The sequence below is a fragment of the Candidatus Hydrogenedentota bacterium genome, from assembly GCA_019695095.1.
Taxonomy (GTDB): domain Bacteria; phylum Hydrogenedentota; class Hydrogenedentia; order Hydrogenedentales; family SLHB01; genus JAIBAQ01.
The window spans coordinates 12,923-31,128 of the sequence record JAIBAQ010000068.1; the positions used below are offsets into that span (position 1 = coordinate 12,923).

Consider the following 18,206-nt stretch of genomic DNA (forward strand, 5'->3'; position numbering starts at 1 on the left):
TCGCGCGTTTGCGAGACGCGCCATCAACTTCAACGCAGTCTGCTGCTCACCAGATTCTGACGAGCGCGATGATCTGAAGCTGAGTATGCAAGCGCCGCACTCATAGAGACACCATTGATACACTTTGACTTACACGCCGCATCCCCTTCTCATGCACTGGCATATGGTTTGCTCTCTGCTGTGAAGAGAGACGCAACGGCGTCTCAAGAATGGACCACGGTATCTCAAGAAGGAGACTGATATATGCGATTTCGTATAGGAATGAGCGCGATTCTTGCGGGGGTCTCCATGTTCGGGATTGCGACCGGTGTGCAGAAAGCGTCCGCCGAAGACAAGCCGGCAGCCGGAAGTCAAACTGTCGTGGGCGACCCGTATCCGCTGGATACCTGTCCCGTCTCGGGAGAGAAGCTTGGCGGGATGGGCGACCCGGTAATCAAGGTATATGAGGGACGAGAAGTCCGATTCTGTTGCAAAGGGTGCGTGAGCAAGTTGGAAAAAGACCCTGAAGCGATGTTCAAGAAGATTGACGAGAAGATCGTTGAGCAGCAGAAGGCCTCTTATCCGCTTGACACGTGTGTGGTGTCCGGCGACAAGTTGGGAGCAAGCCCCACGACTTTCGTGTTCGGGAATCGCTTGTTCCTGCTTTGCTGCAAGGATTGCGAAGACGCGGTCAAGAAAGAGCCCGCAAAGTTCTTCGAGAAGCTCGACAACGCCGTCAAGGAGAAGCAGGGCGCTTCGTATGCGCTGAAGACGTGTCCCGTGTCGGGCAAAGCGATCGAAGGCAAGGGTGTTGAGCACGTTGCGGCAAACCACTTGATTCGATTCTGCTGCGAAGGGTGCATCAAGCAATTCGACAAGGAACCGACGAAGTACCTTTCGATGCTCGACAAGCCCGGCGAAGCCAAGACGAACTAGTTCTCAGCTCAAAGCTGTCCGTAAACGAACATCCCGCAGGGGCGCCTGCGGGATGTTCCGTTTAAGTAGGATGAGCTACTTCTTGAACAGAGACTTGCCTTCGAAGTCCGCGGGGGCCGGCACGCCAAGATACTCGAGCGCAGTGACGCCAATGTCGATGATGGCGGGCTCGCTCGAAGCGATGGGTTTGTTGGAGAACAGGATTCCTGGCGTGAAGGCGACGTCGGATGCGGCGTGCTCACCGCTCCACTTGTCCGTGTTGGGTTCGAACAGGTCTTTGGGGGCGCTGCCTTTGGCGGTGGCCTTCGAAGACTGATACCCGTCGGCATAACCCAATTGCAGGTCGGGCGCGTCGGCGTGGGCGACGCCGGGATATTCTTCTCTTGTATACACCGCGCGAAACACCTTGTCTCCCGTTGCCGGGTCGGTGACTTCGAGCAGTTTCGAGCGCAGTTCCGCGATAACGGCATCCGCTTGCGATGGATCGACTGTGCCTTGACCTTCGCGTCCCTTCAGGTTCAGATAGATGCTTCCCAATCCAAGGCTATAGGCTTTGGTCTGGCTCCAATCGTAGCCTTGCAGAAATTCTTGATCGTTGAAGGCCGCAGCGCGGTCGGATTTCCCCTTGACCGCCAGATACCCGTTGCGAATAAGCCATGTGTTGACGTTGAAACCCATCCGGAAACTCTTGAATCCGTGATCCGACATGACCATCAGCACGTCATCCGGCTGTAGCTTGGCCATGACCTTGCCGACGGTCTCGTCCATTCGCAGATACGTATCCTCGACGGCGCGGCCGTATTTCTTGGCGCCTTCTTCGGTGTACAACGGGTGTTTGGGATCGCGGAACCTCCAGAACATGTGAGATACACGGTCTTGCGCGGTCCATGCGGAGATGAGGAGGCGGAAGTTGCCTCGGTCGATTTCATCGAGGCACAGATGCTCCTGCCAATCCGAGGTGCGCTTGACGTCTTCCAGGAAGGCATCTTCGAGCAGGGCATCCTGACGCAGCGCGTGAGTGTCATACTCCCAGCCGATGGTTTTGTACAACCCGTACCGGTCTGCAAGCTCGCCGGAGTAGGCCTCGGGTGAACTGAGACGCATGTAGGGCTCTTTGGGATGGAATTGCAGACAAGTCATGTATACGCGGACAAGTTTACCGGCTTCCACGACGTGGAAACGGCTAATGGCCTTCACGGTGAATTGGGGCGTGACTTGAAACGACCACTCGAACCATTTTGACCACTCACCTTCGGCCAGCGTGACGATTCCGCCCGGAACGGTCATTGTGACCTTGCGGGCGTCGCGATCGGCCGTGAATTCCACGGGCGCTTCGACGAACGCGCCTGGAGCATTGGAGAGCTTCACTTGCGGATTGCGCGCTCCGGGGATCATGACTTTTGCGGTGTTGTTCTCGAAGGTCAAGGGGAACAAGATGCCGCCCGAAACGTTTTCCTGAGTCTTGTAGTCTTCGGAGAAGGAGAAGAAGGTGCTTGTTACACCGCGAATGTCCGGTACGCCTAGTCCGCAGAGCATGCATCCCTGGGTGAGGTCGTCGGCGGGATAGGCGAAGGGCACGAGCAGAATTTTGCATGGTACGCCTTGCTTGTCCGCCACGCTCCAGAACGAATCGCCTTTCCGCACGCTCTCAAACCGTGCGCGTTGCGCCACCGAACCGTCGGGATTCAAGGTTGCATGCAATGCGCTGCCGAAGCCGACTCCGGGGCGGTATTCGCGGGGAGTCCTGCGCACGAAATCGTAGACACCGTGGTTGCCCGGCCGTTTGCAGGTGGTGAAGGAACTCCACGCGGTGGGAGACTGCGGCGGGTTAGCGGATTTCAGCGGCGCGAACGTGCCTTGTTTACGCAACTTGTCCAGATTGGGAAGTTCGCCTTTGTCCAGCATGGTCTTGGCAACGTCGGGGTCTACTCCGTCGAATCCCAAGATGACGACCCTGCCCGCAGCAGATGTCTTAGCAACCGGCGCCTCTTGAGCGGCGTTTGCCGATAGGAGGCCGGCGCAGGCGAACGAGAAGACAGCAAGCGCGTTTGCCGCAGCGAATAGCGACACGTCGGAACGGAGACAATTCATAGGTCGGTTGTTCCTTCATACTCGCGATGAGTTGGTTTTGGGATTGCTCACAGCACCGTCTCACTATAGCGTCTGAAGCAACCTCTCTCAAGGAAGGGAGGACGGTTTGTGAGTGGACGCGGTGGATGAGGTGGACTTCGCAGTCGCCACGCGTATTCGGTATTGTGGCGACGGTTCACGATGACATAGAGCCCATCGGTCTCTTGACGTTGGGCGATATCCCAACTATCATCGCTTGACCGCGAATGGAAGCGGGATTGTCAGCTTCTTGCCGGAGACGGGAAACGAGGAAAGGGTTCGAACGTGAAAACCAGGATTGCATGGACGGCGGCAGTGTGTGTGTTGGCAGTAGCGCTGGCTGCGGGATGCGCCAGCATGGGCAAAGGGCCCAGCGATGAAGATTTGATCAAAGGCGCTTTGGGCACGTGGAAGTCCGCCCTTGCCGCCAAGAATCTCGATCAGCTCATGGGGCTGTACTCGGAGACGTACAAGGATGGCGAGGGACGCGGCAAGGCTGAGATGAAGTCATTCGTGGCCGACGCGATTTCGCAAGGGTATCTGGATGAAGTGAAGGTCGATATGGACAGCGTAGAGACGACCATTGAAAGCGGAAAAGCGACCACGGGTCCGGTCTATATTTCGAGCGCGGCCGGTTCGATGACGCTCTCTATGGCGTGGGCCAAAGAAGGAGATGCCTGGAAGATCGTGGGCGTCGACGCGTACTAGTCTAGGTCAACGTTTTGCACTTGCCGCTGCGGGGAGCCCCTGTCAGCGGCAATTCTTTTGTGATGCGGGTATCAGTCGCTGTAGACGACCGTGCCGGGTCCGGCTTCGCAAGCTTTGTTCATCCGTTTGAATGCGGTACGAAAAACGGAAGTTGCGCTTTGGCCGTCTTTGGGAAAACTGGCCATCCCAAAGCGCATGTCTTCTTTGCTGCCGTGCACGCGCTTGTAGCGTTCCGTCGCGTGCAGAGCGCCTTCTTCGTCCGTTTCCCCCATCAGAACCGCCGCGCAGGCGTGAAACTCCATGACTTCGTCGCAACTGCGGGCGCATTGCGCCAGCAGTTTGCGCGCCCTTGCGCCGTCTTGTCCGGCGCTCAGCATCACCAACGTAACATTGCGCTGGTACCGGTCTGCCACGCGTATCGCGTAGTTGACCACTCGATCGAAATGCAGGACCGCCATCTCTTCGCCGACCATGAACTCGCAGCTCCTTAAGGCAACAAAACTGCGTTGATGCTACCGAGCTTTGTATGTCTCCTTGGGGACGAGTTCAGCCTGTTCTTCGTCCGCAATACCCCGTTGTGGAGACACACCGCAGCTTGCTCGTATTTGTCATTAAGCATACAAGATCGGAGGGGTGCGTTCAAGTAGGAGACCTTCGAATTTTGAACGATCGAGCGGCCTATGAGCCTACTGTAGCGCGGCGAGCGCGGTGTTCAAAAGGTCGAGCGCATCGGTCGTATTGCGCTCATACAAGCGGCGCGCGTCAGCGGGCGACACCAGTCCTTCCTCGTATTGTCCGATGGCGCCTTTCCACGCGCTCAACCGTTGGGCGGCACGGGCGAGGTCCGATCGAACCGATTCGGGAATGACTTGGAGGGTTGCGCGCGTGCGGTCTCCCACGAAGAACAATGCGAATGAATCCTCACGCAATCGCACTTCGCCGCCGTCCGTCGCGGCCGTCCAGAAATGCCCGAATTCATCGCCGGTCAACGTGAGGCGTTCGCCCAATGCAAACGAGATGGGCAGAGGAATGGCTTGATCGAAGGCAATCTCAATACGCGGCTCGGACGCGTCCAGGTACAGCCGCACGCTGAAAGCGATTCTATGCTTCGTGAAGGCGCGCACGATGAGAGACAGGCAAAGGCGTAGCTGTTCGGGGTCTCCCCAGAACAGCTCGGGTTCGTCGGGTGCAAGGGAGTCTTCAGAGCGTACGAAGTGCCCCATTTCGTCACGCACCATGCGCACGGGATCGTAGTCGCAGGGCACGGGCGGTCGGTGTACCTCGCAGAACCGTGCACACTCGTCGAGCGCGTCAAAAATCGCACGCAATTCGAGGTCTAGCGATGGAACATGATCGGCCATGGAGTGCGCGTCGATTTTTTGAAGGGTCTGCAAAACTCGTTCGAGGTTTGCTTTTGCATCCAGCGCGACCGCGTTGAGTGATTGTCCGGCTCTGTTCATTCGGATCCTGCCTTTTCGAGGTGGACTGGAGTTCGACGTAATGCCCCGTAGCTGGGGTATGATACACACTTCATCGGGCGATACGACAGAAGGAGAGGCGCGATGGGGGATAGAACGATCTCACGGCGTTCGATGTTGGGCAGTGCAGCGGGGATTGCTGGAGCGCTTGCGGCAACGAGCGCGGCGGTATCGCAGGAACACGCGGCTGGCGTAAGCCGTGAAGGCAGTCAGCGGCTGACTGTCGAGCGGCTGAAGAAGTGGGAAGCGCTTGGGTATGGGATGTTCATCCACTACGGGTTGAGCACGTTTGTGCAAGTCGAGCAGCCAACCACCGATTTTCCGGTGCAAGCCTACGCGCCGACGGAACTCGACGTGGATCAGTGGATTTCAGTGGCACGCGATGCGGGCATGAAATACGCCATGTTGACCGCGAAGCACGTATCGGGTCATTGCCTCTGGCCGTCGAAGTTCACGGACTATAGCGTGGCGAACAGCACCGATAAGACGGACGTGATCGCGAAGTATGTGGAGGCTTGCGCTAAGCGCGGCGTGCTGCCTGGGTTGTACTACTGCACGGAAGACAATCACACGCGCATGGGCAGCCGCACGCGATCGGATAAGGGACCCGAGCCTGCGTACACGACGTCGTTGTATCAAACGTATGTGGCGTCGCAAGTAACGGAGTTGCTCACGCAATATGGGCCCATCGCGGAAATCTGGATCGACATTCCCGGCATGCTTGGCCGTGGATTTCGAACGTATCTCTACGAACGAATTGCGGATTTGCAGCCCGATACCATCATTATGATGAACAATGGGTATCCAAAACCCGACGGCAGTTACGACGTGGACTACGCGTGGCCTTCGGATATCATGTCGATTGAGCGCGGGCTGCCGCCGGAGTCGGGTCATAAGAAATGGTGGGCGATCGAAGGGAATGACTACTATCTCCCGGGGGAAGTCTGCGATACGATTGGCGAGCACTGGTTCTTCGTCGATGGCGACATGCCCAAGGCCGACGAGGCACTCACGGCCATGCGGCTCGCCACCCACGCAGCGGGCGCCAACTTGTTGTTGGATGTTCCTCCAGACAAGCGGGGACGTATCCCACAGTATCATGTCGATGCGCTGATGCGATTGCAGAAAAGCGCGGGAATCTCGTGAGAAAGGCGCGCGGGGTTTGTCTGACGGCCGCGATGGAAGGGGGAGCAGAATGTCGCTTCTGGTAGTTGGCGTGCTTGTAGCGCATGGCGCGCTTAACGCGGCGCAGGCTGCCCAGCCCGTTGCTCTGGAGCGTGTTCAGATTGAGGACGACTTCTGGGGTCCGAAGCTGAACACGTGGCGTACGGTGACGATTCCCGATTGCTTCGACAAGTTTGAGAAGACCGGGGCGTTCGTGAATTTCGATCGCGTACGCGACAAGCAGACCGGAGAGCACCAAGGTCCGCCGTGGTACGACGGGCTTGTCTACGAGATGATTCGCGCGTCGGGCGACTTCATGGCGGTCCAGCCCGATCCGTCTATGTTGGCGCGCATCGATGCGTATATTGAACGCATTGCGGCCGCTTCCGATGCGGACCCCGAGGGATATATCAACACGTTCACGCAGTTGATGGAGCCGGATCATCGTTGGGGGACCAACGGGGGATACGAGCGTATCTGTCATGACTTGTACAACGCGGGCGCGTTGGTCGAAGCGGCGACGCACTATTATCGGGCAACCGGGAAGACGCGCTTGTTGCGGAGTGCGGTGCGCATGGCAAACCTGATGTATCGAACGATGGGTCCGCCGCCGAAGAAGAACCTCGTGCCTTCGCATTCGCTTGGCGAAGAGGCGCTAATCGATCTGTATCAACTCTTCCGGGAGAAGCCCGATCTAAAGAATGCGCTCGATGTGCCCGTGAACGAGTCCGATTACCTCAGCCTGGCGCAGTTCTGGCTGGAAGCGCGGGGCCATCATTGCGGTCAACCGGATTGGGAGCACTTGAGCGAGGCTGAGTGCAGCAAGTTCATTCGCGAATCGAAGTACAGCGGCGATCGTCCGTCGTGGGGATCATACGCGCAAGACCATAAGCCCGTGCTCGAGCAGCAGACCATTGAGGGCCATGCCGTTCGCGCAACGCTGATGTGCGCGGGGTTGAGCGCGGCGGCGCGCGCCACCGGGAGAAACGACTATGCCCAGGCTGCGCAACGTCTGTGGGACAACATGACTGAGCGCAAGATGCACATTACGGGCGGGGTGGGCGCATTTGCGAACGACGAGAAGTTCGGGCCGGATTATGTGCTTCCGAATGATGCGTATCTTGAAACGTGCGCCGCGGTGGGCGCGGGTTTCTTTCACTGGAACATGTACCGGCTTTATGGCGAGGCGAAGTACGTCGATGAATTGGAGCGCGTGCTGTACAACGGCGCGCTTAGCGGCGTGTCGTTGCAGGGAAACAGTTACTACTATGAGAATCCCCTTGTTGCGACGAATCGCCAGCGATGGGACTGGCACGGGTGCCCTTGTTGTCCGCCGATGTTCTTGAAGCTTATGGGCGCCCTGCCTGGCTACATCTATTCGGCGGACGATACCGGTGTCTACGTAAATCTGTTCGTAGGCAGTCGCGTGGAAGTGCGCATTCAGGACATGCCGCTGATCATCCATCAGCGGACGGTATATCCGTGGAATGGGAAGAGTGCGCTGGAATTTACCGCGGTCGCACCGGTGGATTGCGAAGTCCGTGTCCGTGTGCCGGGTTGGTCTGAGGGAACGCATTGTTCCGTCAATGACCGGCCTATCAACAATCTGAAGATCGACAATGGATTTGCGCGGATTCGGGGTACGTGGCAAACCGGCGACCGTATCACCATCGAGGTACCTCTTCCGGTGCGTCAGGTTTTTGCGAACCCGCGCGTGGAGGCCAACGTGGGCCGCGCGGCGATTATGCGCGGGCCGGTTGTCTATTGCGTCGAATCGGCGGATAACGCGGTTCCCGTGAAAGAGCTTGTGTTGTCTGCGGGCAGGGAGTTGCATCAGGAGTATCGGGGGGACCTGTTGGGCGGCGTTGCGGTGCTCTCCGGAAAGGCCATTCGATACCGGGAGTCTCCTGAGTTATACCGCACAACCCCCTTCAAAGGGGACGCGGTGGACTTTACGGCAATTCCATTCTATGCAAACAGCAACCGTACGGCGGGCGATATGGTAGTGTGGTTGCCAGTGGCCGAAGACTGAGTGTATTTCGCGTGGACGCGTTTCCAATATCACGCCAAGTGAGGAGGGGATCATGGGAGCTATGAAGATTACGCGAAGGGGCATGCTGGCTACCACCGCCGCAGGGGCGATTGGCGCCACGGGTTTGACGATGGGTTCGACGGCAGCCGTGCAAGCGGCGGCCGAAGAGAAAAAGGGTAGCCAACGGCACACGGTAGAGCGCTTGAAGCAATTCGAGGCGCTCGGGTACGGGATGTTCATTCACTATGGCATGAGCACGTTTGTGCAGGCTGAGTTGCCGAGCGGTAACGACCCGCTTGAGGTGTATGCCCCGGACAAGCTGGATGTGGGGCAGTGGATATCGGTGGCGCGCGATGCGGGCATGAAGTACGCGGTACTTACGACGAAGCACGTCGCGGGTCATTGTTTGTGGCCTACCAAACACACCGATTACAGCGTGGTGAACAGCCCGGACAAGACCGATGTTGTCGGGAAGTTTGTGGAGGCCTGCCGCGAAAAGGGAGTGTTGCCGGGCTTCTACTATTGCTCGTGGGACAACCACAACCGGTTTGGCAGCCAGACGCCGTCGGACAAGGGCAAAGAGTTGCCTGCGTATACGACGTCGTTGTATCAGACATTTCAGACGGCGCAGATTACGGAGTTGCTCACGCAGTACGGACCTATTGCGGAGACGTGGATCGATATCCCGGGCGTGTTGGGGCGCGGTTACCGAACGTTTCTGTATAAGTACGTGGCGGAATTGCAGCCCGACACTATCATCATGATGAACAGCGGAATTTCCACGCAGGAAGACTACAACGTCGACTACGCGTGGCCGTCAGACATTATCGCGATTGAACGTAGTCTGCCTGTCGAGAAGGGGTATCAGAAGTGGCGGACCATCGAGGGCAAGGAGTACTACATGCCCGGCGAAGTCTGCGATCCCGTCGGAAAAGAGTGGTTCTGGGTGGAAGGCGATAAGCCGCGCGCGGACGACGAGCTTGCCAAGCAGTTCGCAGCCTGCAAGGAGCGCGGCGTGAATTTGCTTCTGGATGTGCCGCCGGATAAGCACGGGTTGATTCCCGAGGAAACGGTTCAGGCGCTGATGCGGTTGAGGAAGAACGCGGGGATCTAGAGCGCGTTCGATGGCACGATGGTTCGCGTTCCAGCGACGAACGCCGATGGGGATCCTATGTGACTGATAGGTCCTATGGGGCCTATGGGGCCGGTGGGACCGTGTGGACGGTGAGAAGTGCCGTAGTCGATAGGGTGCTGGTGCGTCTGGGGGATTAAGAATCACGGTCGAGGACGGCTGCGCCGCAGTACGCGGCTTCTGCTTTTGGGACGGTCACCCTATTATCTAGATCTGCCTGCCATCGTATCTTTCTGAAGCTCTTTTCTGGGGCTACTTTTCATGACTACTTGACAGGGGGGAAATTGTGCGGTATATTTATCGAGAAAAGTTTCTCGATATATTTTTCTCGATAAAACTTTCTCGATAGAGTGAGTGGGAGTTGTAGGAGGTCCAGATGACGACAGTTCAGGTTAGTCCCCAGCCGGACGTAAAGCACATTCCGGAACCGACCCTTCGTCGGCTTCCCGCTTATCATCATTATTTGAAAGGACTTGCGAGCCGAGGCCGCGAAGTGGTCTCGTGCAGCCGCATCGGAACCGAGCTGCGACTTGACCCGACGCAGGTGCGTAAGGACTTGGCGGCAACCGGGATCATTGGCCGCCCCAAGGTGGGATACCCGGTGACCGACCTGATTGAGTCCATTGAAGCCTTCCTGGGGTGGAAGAACGTTACGGACGCTTTCGTGGTGGGGGCAGGGAGCCTGGGCACGGCGCTGATTCACCACCAGTCTTTCAACCAGTACGGCCTGAACATTGTCGCGGCGTTTGACAAGGACCCCGAGAAGATTGGGAAGACCATCTGCGGCAAAGAGGTGTTGGCGGTGGAGAAGCTTCCGAGTCTGGCAGCCCGGATGCACGTTCACATCGGGATCGTCACGACGCCGGCGGATGCGGCCCAGGAAGCGGCGGACCTGCTGGTATTTGGGGGAGTCAAGGCGATTTGGAATTTCACTCCGGCCTCGTTGACCTTGCCGGAGAGTGTGATTGTGCAGAACGAGGATCTGTTCGCAAGTTTTGCGGTTCTTTCGAGCAAGCTAAAGGCTGCGTTAGGCGTGGCCCCGGCTCATAGCAATTGGGAGTGAGCGAGATGACAGTCACGGAGACGTATTGTATCGAGATGGCCCCGGAGAAGTTTCGCGAGGTACGCGAGATTCTGGACGGATATGGGCACGATGCTTCCAAGATGATTCCGATCTTGCAGGCCGTGCAGGAGGTTTACCGCTACCTGCCGCAGGAAGTGCTTACGTATATCGCGACGGCACTGGGCGTGCCGCCGGCGCGGCTGTACGGAGTGGCGACGTTTTACGCTCACTTCGCGCTGAAGCCCAAGGGAAAGTACGTGATTCGTCTGTGCGACGGGACGGCGTGCCACGTGAAGCGTTCGTCGGGGATTCTGGACGCGCTGCGGCGCAAGCTGGGGTTGGACGAGGAAAACAACACGACGGCGGACATGCTGTTCACGGTGGAGACGGTAGCGTGTTTGGGGGCATGCGGGCTGGCGCCGGTGATGCTGATTAACGACACGGTGCATGGGCAGGTGACGCCGGATCTGGCCGTTGAATTGGTGGAAGAGTTGATTGAGGCGGAGGTGGGGCAATGAGTATGGCAGTAACCGAGACTGTAAACCTGGAGCAAATCCGGGATGAGTACGCCCTTGCGGCGAAGCAGACCACGCGCCGAATCATTGTGTGCGCGGGAACAGGTTGTGTTGCGAATGGCGCACTTCGGGTATACGACGAGCTCGTGTCACGAATCGACGCTGCCGGGCTGGATGTTGTCACGGAACTGCGCACAGAGGACCACGCCGCGGAATCGAACGTCAATCAAGGTGCTTGGGTTTCCAAGAGCGGTTGCCAGGGTTTCTGTCAGATGGGACCTCTGGTTACGGTAGAACCCGACGGCTTGCTTTACGTTCGTGTCCAGGAAGAGGACGTTGAGGAAATCGTGTTGCGGACGTTGCGCGACCGGCAGGTTGTAAAGCGGTTGCTCTATGTTGATCCGAGTACGGAGACCGTTTGCCGGGGCACGAGCGAGATACCTTTCTATACGCGGCAGACGCGTTCGGTATTGAAGGCGTGCGGCGACGTCGATCCAGACGATATCCGGGCGTACATCAGCGCGCACGGATACGTTGCGGCGCAGCGGGCTTTTCTGCACATGAAGCCGGAAGTCATCTGCGAAGAGATTACCTTGAGCGGTCTGCGCGGGCGCGGCGGCGGCGGTTTCCCGACGGGACGCAAGTGGGCGCTTACGTTGAAGCAGCCCGGGCCCAAGAAGTATGTGATCTGCAACGGGGACGAAGGCGATCCCGGGGCGTTCATGGATCGCAGTGTCATGGAAGGTAATCCGCACAGCGTGATCGAGGGGATCATGATCGCGGCGCGCGCGATTGGCGCCGACGAAGCGTATGTGTATGTGCGCGCGGAGTACCCGCTCGCGGTTCAGCGAATCCGGCGAGCGGTGGAAGAAGCGACGGCCTACGGGATTCTGGGGGACGACGTGTTTGGTTCCGGCCAGAGTCTGACGTGCCATGTGATGGAAGGCGCGGGGGCATTTGTCTGCGGCGAGGAGACGGCCCTCATTGCGTCAATCGAAGGGAAGCGTGGCATGCCGACTCCGAAGCCGCCGTTTCCCGCGCAGAAGGGTCTTTGGAACAAGCCGACGGTCATCAACAACGTCGAGACGTTGGCGTCTATCCCGCTGATACTGCGGATGGGCGCGGTGGAATTCCGCAAGCTGGGCACAGAAGGATCGCCGGGCACCAAGACGTTCGCGCTGACGGGTCACGTGGCGAACACGGGCCTCATCGAGGTTCCGTTCGGCGCGACGTTGAGAGAGATTGTCTTCAACATCGGCGGCGGCGTTACGGATGACCGGGGCGTGATACGTCCGGAGAATTTCAAAGCGGTCCAGATCGGGGGTCCGTCGGGCGGATGTCTGACGGAAGAGCACCTCGACCTGCCGTTGGATTTCGATTCGCTGCGCGGCATCGGCGCCATGGTCGGCTCGGGCGGTCTGGTTGTCATGAACACGAGCACGTGCATGGTGAAGATGGCGCGGTTTTTTATGCAGTTCACGCAGAACGAGTCGTGCGGCAAGTGCGTGCCGTGCCGTGAAGGCACGAAGCAGATGCTTGCCCTGCTGGACCGGATCATAGACGGTACGGCGACGGAGCAAACGCTGGAGCTTTTGCAGAAGCTGGCGGTTACGGTGCAGAAGGCGTCGTTGTGCGGACTGGGCAAAACGGCCCCGAATCCGGTGCTGTCGACGTTTCGCAACTTCCGGGCGGAACTTGAAGCGCACGTGTATCAGAAGCGTTGTCCGGCGGGGTCGTGCGCGTCATTGGTCGATTATTCGATCGACGCGACCCTGTGCACGATGTGCGGTTTGTGCGCGTTCAAGTGTCCGGTGGGCGCGATCACGGGAAGCAAGACGCAGCCCTATACGATCAGTGACGAGACCTGTATTCGATGCGGTGAATGTATACGCGGCTGCAACAGCAACGCGATTGTGAGGAGTTAGTCATGAACGACGAGCAAACGATTACGATTGACGGACGCCCGGTACCCATTGAGGGCGAACGCAATTTGCTTGAGATGATCCGCAAGAGCGGTATCGATATTCCGACGTTTTGTTACCACAGCGAACTGAGCGTGTACGGCGCGTGCCGTCTCTGCATCGTAGATATTGAAGGGCGTGGGATCGTGGCGTCTTGTTCGCAGCCGCCGGAGCCGGGATTGGTTGTGAAAACATCCACGGCGGAAATCCGCGAGATGCGGAAGATGACGATTGAGTTGTTGCTGGCCGACCACGACAAGAGCTGTCCGACGTGTCCGAAGAGCGCCATGTGCCGCATGCAGGACATCGCGCGGCGCTTGGGTGTGGACAAGGTGCGCTTCGATGCGACCCGCAAACCGCAGACGGTCGATGCATCCAGTCCGTCGCTCGTGCGTGACCCGAACAAGTGCATCCTGTGCGGCGATTGTGTGCGCCTGTGCGCGGAGATCCAGGGGATCGGCGCGATCGATTTTGCGCATCGCGGGGCACTGGCGGCGGTAGCGCCTGCGTTCAATAAGGACCTGAATGCGGTGGAGTGCGTGTACTGCGGCCAGTGCGCGCGCGTGTGTCCGACGGGAGCGTTGACGCCGAAGTCTGAAGTGGATGCCGTGTGGAAGTCACTGCACGACACCAAGAAGAAGGTGGTGGCCCAGATTGCGCCGGCGGTGCGCGTTGCGATTGGCGAGGCGTTTGGAATGCCCGCCGGAACGGTGGCGACGGGGCAGATCGTTACGGCGCTGAGGCGGATGGGTTTCGACAAGGTCTTCGATACTTCGTTTACCGCGGACCTAACGGTGATTGAAGAGGCGAACGAGTTCTTGAAGCGGAAACTAAAGGGCGAGCGATTGCCCCAGTTTACGTCTTGTTGTCCGGGATGGGTGAAGTATGCGGAGCAGTTTTATCCCGGATTGCTGCCGAATCTGTCGAGCTGCAAGTCTCCGCAGCAGATGTTTGGTTCTCTGGCCAAGGAGACCTTGCCTCAGACCTTCGGCATCGACAGAAGAGACCTTGTGGTGGTGTCGATCATGCCTTGCACCGCGAAGAAGGCGGAAGCCAAGTTGGACAAGTTCAATCATGAAGGCGCGCCGGACGTCGACCATGTGCTGACCACGCAGGAGTTGGCGCGCATGATCGAAGAGGCGGGGCTTGACTTCGTGAATCTGGAACCGGGGTCATTGGATCTTCCGTTTGGGTTCAAGACGGGCGCGGGAATGATCTTCGGCAATTCCGGCGGGGTGACCGAGGCCGTGTTGCGGTATGCGGTGCGCCAGGTGACGCAGAAGGAATTGGAGAACGTCGAATTTCACGATGTTCGCGGCGAGGACGGTTTGCGCGAGGCAAGCATCGCGGTGGGCGATATCACGCTGAAGCTGGCTATCGTGCATGGGTTGGCGAATGCGCAACGGGTGGCGGACCGAGTCCGGGCGGGTAAGAGCGACTACGACCTGATCGAGGTCATGGCGTGCCCGGGAGGGTGCGTTGGCGGTGCGGGACAGCCCATACCGAAGCATTTCGGCGACCGGCAACAGCGCACGCAGGGGTTGTATAACGCTGACCGGATGTTGGACTTGCACAGCGCCGAGGCGAATCCATACGTTTCGCAGCAGTACAAAGAGTGCATGGGCGAAATCGGCGGTCCTAAGGCCCATGAGCTGTTGCACACGCATTACAAGAGCCGCCGCCGAATCTCGGGCACGAGCATATCGCTGGTTGCGGGGAAGAACGTGGAGCGGCTGTCCGTGAGCGTGTGCCTGGGGACTAGTTGTCACGTGCGCGGGGCAGGCAACTTGCTCCAACAACTGGTAAAATACGTAAAAGACAATGGCCTTGAAGACTACGTGGACGTTAAGGCCACGTTCTGTTACGAGCGTTGCGATCGTGGTCCCACGGTACGCATCGAGGACACGGTCATCGAGAAGTGCACGCTTGAAAAGGCCAGCGAGGTGCTGGACCGCGAAGTCGAGAAACTGCTGGATTGCTATACGCCCGGGGAGATGCGGCAAGTACTGAAAAACATTGGCGATGAGCCGAAGGACCCGCGGGTCTCGACATTGCAGGACTTTGAGCGCCAAGTGGCGGCGGGTCTTCGCCGCTTCCTGGAGAAGCAATTCCAGGGCAACGTTTCTGAAGTCAATTAACCAATCCTCATACGTCGTGTTCGGGGTGGCTGTGTATGGCCGCCCCGAACGACATAACTCGATACAGGCGCCCCAGAATGGATGCAGGACAGAAAGCAGGACAAGTCGTTTTCACGAATCGCGCGCGGTGCCGTGACTGTTACCGGTGTCTTCGCGCGTGCCCCGTTAAGGCGATCCGCATGCACAAGGGGCAGGCTTTTGTTGTGGAGGAACGTTGCATCTCGTGCGGGACGTGCATCCGAGAGTGTCCTCAGCACGCGAAGACGTTCCGGCACGACGCCGATCGCGCGGCGCGCCTGATTGCTTCCGGGGCCAAGACTTCGGCGAGTATTGCGCCGTCGTTTGCGGCGGCATTCACGGAGTGGGAGCAGAAGCGGCTTCCCGGGGCGTTGCGGCGGTTGGGATTCCGGCATATCGCGGAGACGTCGATTGGCGCGTTTGCCGTGGCGCATGAAACCGCGCGCGTCGTCGAGCAGGAGCAGCAGCCGCATATTTGCACGGCCTGTCCGGCCGTGGTGACGTATGTGGAGCGGTATCAACCCGACCTTGTTCCCTACTTGGTTCCGGTGGTGTCGCCGATGGTCGCGCATGGTAAACACATCAAGCAGAAGCTGGGTCCGGAGACGAAGGTTGTATTCATCGGGCCGTGCGTCGCGAAGAAGGAAGAGCTTGCGAGGAACGAGGCAGCGGGCGCGGTGGATTGCGTGTTGACGTTTGCCGAGCTGCGCAACTGGTTGGAGGAAGAGGGCATTGACCTCGCGCAGTGCGAGGAGAGCGATTTCGACGACAAGCCGGCGGGTGACGCCCGCTATTTTCCGCTGCCTGGAGGTCTCGCGCGCACCGCGGCGCTTCACGCGGACTATTTGGATTTGGATTGCATTCCGGTGAGCGGGGTGGAAGATCTTCGCCAGGCGTTGGACAGTTTGCGCCGGTCGCGGCGGCCCGTGCTGATCGAACCGCTGTTTTGTTCGCAGGGCTGTGTAAATGGGCCCGGCATGGGCGCAGACAGCAACGTATTCGATCGGCGCGGCGAAGTGATCGAATATGCGGAGGCGAATCCCGGAGTTGAGTCCGAGCATGCGTGCTCGTTGCAGGATCTCACGGCGCATTTCGTCAGTCATCCGGTCGAATTGCAGACGGAATTCTCCGAGGAGGAAATTGCGTCGGTGCTTAGCCGCACGGGCAAGGCCAATCCCGATGACCAGCTCAATTGCGGGTCTTGCGGTTATTCGAGTTGCCGCGAGAAGGCCATCGCGGTATTGCAGGGCATGGCGGAACCGGAGATGTGTATTCCGTTTATGCGGCGGTTGGCGGAACAGCGTACGGATCGGATCATCGAGACGAGTCCCAACGGCATTGTGATTCTGGACGATCGTCTTAACATCATCGGCATGAACCCTGCGTTCCGGGCGTTTTTCATGTGCACGGATGCGGTGTTGGGAAAACCGATTTCGTATTTGATGGATCCGGCTTTGTTCGAGCAATTGCTGGGTTCGGAAAAAGGTCTGATTGAAACGACGGTACGCCACGACAAGTACAATCTGGCTTGCCACCAATTGCTTTATGCATTGCCCGAAGACCGTCAGTTGGTGGGGATATTCGTGAACATCACGCGTTTTCAGGCCAACGAAAAGCAGTTGGAGCGGTTGCGATCCGACACGGTGCGTCAGGCTCACGAACTGATGGAGCATCAGGTGTTGATGGCGCAGCAGCTTGCGCAGTTCCTGGGGGAAAGCACGGCGCGCAGTGAAGAGCTGTTGCGCAACATGATCAACCTTGCCGCCGAGAAGCCGAAGAAGGCCGGCGATCACTGGATGTAGTTGCCGCTCTATGTATACGCACGTTGACGTCGAGTTGGTCCAGACCTCGAAGCGGGCGGGATCGGTGTGTGGCGATCGGGTAGAGGTTGAGCGCACTGCCGCATACACGACAGTGCTTTGTTGCGACGGGTTGGGGTCGGGAATCAAGGCCAACATTGCCGCAACATTGTGTGCATCGCGTTTGCTGGAGTTGCAGCGGCGCGGGTATAGCCTGCGCGAGGCGTTTCAGGCGTTGGTGCAAACGATGAACGAAGCGCGCGGGGCCAATCTACCTTATGCCGCGTTTTCGTTGTTGCAGGTATTAAACAATGGGCAGGCGACGGCGCTGACGTACGAAATGCCGCCGCCCATCGTGGTGTATCGCCGCACGGCCTCGTTATTCAAGCAACACATCACCACAATCGATCGAGCCATCATCGGCGAGGCGAATTGTTTCATCGAGCCGAACGAGGGGATTCTGTTGGTGAGCGACGGCATCACGCAGGCGGGGCTTGGAACGGGCTTGCCGGAAGGATGGGGAGCGGAGGGCGTCTGCGATTTTGTCTGCTCGTTGTTGAGCGAGCGCACGCCAGCGAGGCGAATTCCCAAGTTGGTGCACGATCAGGCGCGAACGTATTGGAGGAAGTTGCCGGGAGACGATTGTACCGTTGCGCTGGCGTTGTGCCGGCAGGGGCATGTGGTCAACATCTTCACCGGAGCCCCTCTATCAAAGTCGATGGACGGGGGCGTGACCAAGCGTTTCCTGTCAATGGATGGCGCGAAGGTTGTGTGTGGCGCGACGACTGCCCAGATTGTTGCGCGGTTTCTCGGGGCGAAGCTTCAGGTCGCGCAGGATGCGACAAGTCTTATCGCGCCGCCTCATTATTATCTACCCGGCATCGACCTAGTGACGGAAGGCGCGGTTACGTTGAACCAAGTCTTCAATGTGTTCGACGAGGATTTGGGGCAGAGCGACGAAGACAGCGGTGTTACGAGGCTGTGCGCGTTGCTGCGAGAGGCGGACCGAATCAATATCATCATGGGCAATGCGCCGAACGTCGCGGGGAATGACATCAGTTTTCGACAGCAGCGCGTGTTGCCGCGCACAACGATTGTTCCGTTGTTGAGGGAGAAGCTGGAGGCCGCGGGCAAGCTGGTGGTGATTGAGAGCGTGTAGGGGCGCGGTCGCGGC

General features: G+C 58.6%; 14 protein-coding genes. 11 read left to right on the forward strand and 3 right to left on the reverse strand.

Features of this window, described 5'->3' with window-relative positions; all coding sequences use genetic code 11:
- Window positions 1-243: 243 nt before the first annotated feature.
- The gene (locus K1Y02_12825; GenBank protein MBX7257240.1) at window positions 244-915 is read left to right on the forward strand and encodes a hypothetical protein; all 672 of its coding nucleotides are present in this window, start codon (window positions 244-246) and stop codon (window positions 913-915) included.
- Between the two features lie 75 nt (window positions 916-990).
- Here K1Y02_12825 and K1Y02_12830 read toward each other — a convergent pair whose 3' ends face one another.
- The gene (locus K1Y02_12830; GenBank protein MBX7257241.1) at window positions 991-3,006 is read right to left on the reverse strand and encodes an alkaline phosphatase family protein; all 2,016 of its coding nucleotides are present in this window, start codon (window positions 3,004-3,006) and stop codon (window positions 991-993) included.
- Between the two features lie 303 nt (window positions 3,007-3,309).
- On the opposite strand from K1Y02_12830, the gene K1Y02_12835 reads away from it, so the two are divergent.
- Complete coding sequence (locus K1Y02_12835) at window positions 3,310-3,732, forward strand: nuclear transport factor 2 family protein (GenBank protein ID MBX7257242.1); 423 nt, start codon at window positions 3,310-3,312, stop codon at window positions 3,730-3,732.
- A gap of 71 nt (window positions 3,733-3,803) precedes the next feature.
- Here the strand turns inward: K1Y02_12835 and K1Y02_12840 are convergent, their stop codons facing one another.
- Window positions 3,804-4,205, reverse strand: coding sequence for a hypothetical protein (locus tag K1Y02_12840; GenBank protein ID MBX7257243.1), 402 nt, complete (start codon window positions 4,203-4,205; stop codon window positions 3,804-3,806).
- 213 nt (window positions 4,206-4,418) lie between these two features.
- Window positions 4,419-5,192 (reverse strand): hypothetical protein, encoded by a 774-nt coding sequence (locus tag K1Y02_12845; GenBank protein MBX7257244.1) that lies wholly within the window; start codon window positions 5,190-5,192, stop codon window positions 4,419-4,421.
- Window positions 5,193-5,294: 102 nt separating this feature from the next.
- On the opposite strand from K1Y02_12845, the gene K1Y02_12850 reads away from it, so the two are divergent.
- The 9 genes from K1Y02_12850 to K1Y02_12890 all read left to right on the forward strand — a co-directional run bounded on the left by K1Y02_12850 (window position 5,295) and on the right by K1Y02_12890 (window position 18,191).
- Window positions 5,295-6,356: an alpha-L-fucosidase gene (locus K1Y02_12850; protein MBX7257245.1), complete on the forward strand. Its 1,062-nt coding sequence runs from the start codon at window positions 5,295-5,297 to the stop codon at window positions 6,354-6,356.
- A 49-nt stretch (window positions 6,357-6,405) separates the two neighbouring features.
- Window positions 6,406-8,406 carry a glycoside hydrolase family 127 protein gene (locus K1Y02_12855; GenBank protein ID MBX7257246.1) on the forward strand — a complete coding sequence of 667 codons (2,001 nt, stop codon included), beginning with the start codon at window positions 6,406-6,408 and terminating at the stop codon, window positions 8,404-8,406.
- Between the two features lie 52 nt (window positions 8,407-8,458).
- Window positions 8,459-9,520: an alpha-L-fucosidase gene (locus tag K1Y02_12860; GenBank protein ID MBX7257247.1), complete on the forward strand. Its 1,062-nt coding sequence runs from the start codon at window positions 8,459-8,461 to the stop codon at window positions 9,518-9,520.
- A 394-nt stretch (window positions 9,521-9,914) separates the two neighbouring features.
- Complete coding sequence (locus K1Y02_12865; GenBank protein ID MBX7257248.1) at window positions 9,915-10,601, forward strand: redox-sensing transcriptional repressor Rex; 687 nt, start codon at window positions 9,915-9,917, stop codon at window positions 10,599-10,601.
- A gap of 35 nt (window positions 10,602-10,636) precedes the next feature.
- Complete coding sequence (gene nuoE, locus K1Y02_12870; protein MBX7257249.1) at window positions 10,637-11,119, forward strand: NADH-quinone oxidoreductase subunit NuoE; 483 nt, start codon at window positions 10,637-10,639, stop codon at window positions 11,117-11,119.
- A complete protein-coding gene (locus K1Y02_12875; protein ID MBX7257250.1) occupies window positions 11,116-13,041 on the forward strand; it encodes a 4Fe-4S binding protein in 1,926 nt (641 codons plus the stop codon). Before nuoE ends, K1Y02_12875 begins: the two co-directional genes overlap by 4 nt.
- Before the next feature lie 2 nt (window positions 13,042-13,043).
- The gene (locus tag K1Y02_12880) at window positions 13,044-15,215 is read left to right on the forward strand and encodes a [FeFe] hydrogenase, group A (protein MBX7257251.1); all 2,172 of its coding nucleotides are present in this window, start codon (window positions 13,044-13,046) and stop codon (window positions 15,213-15,215) included.
- A 77-nt stretch (window positions 15,216-15,292) separates the two neighbouring features.
- Entirely contained in the window at window positions 15,293-17,035 is a 1,743-nt protein-coding gene (locus K1Y02_12885) for a 4Fe-4S binding protein (GenBank protein ID MBX7257252.1), read from the forward strand.
- A 10-nt stretch (window positions 17,036-17,045) separates the two neighbouring features.
- On the forward strand, window positions 17,046-18,191 hold the full coding sequence (locus K1Y02_12890; GenBank protein MBX7257253.1) for a SpoIIE family protein phosphatase: 1,146 nt from the start codon (window positions 17,046-17,048) through the stop codon (window positions 18,189-18,191).
- Window positions 18,192-18,206 lie beyond the last annotated feature (15 nt).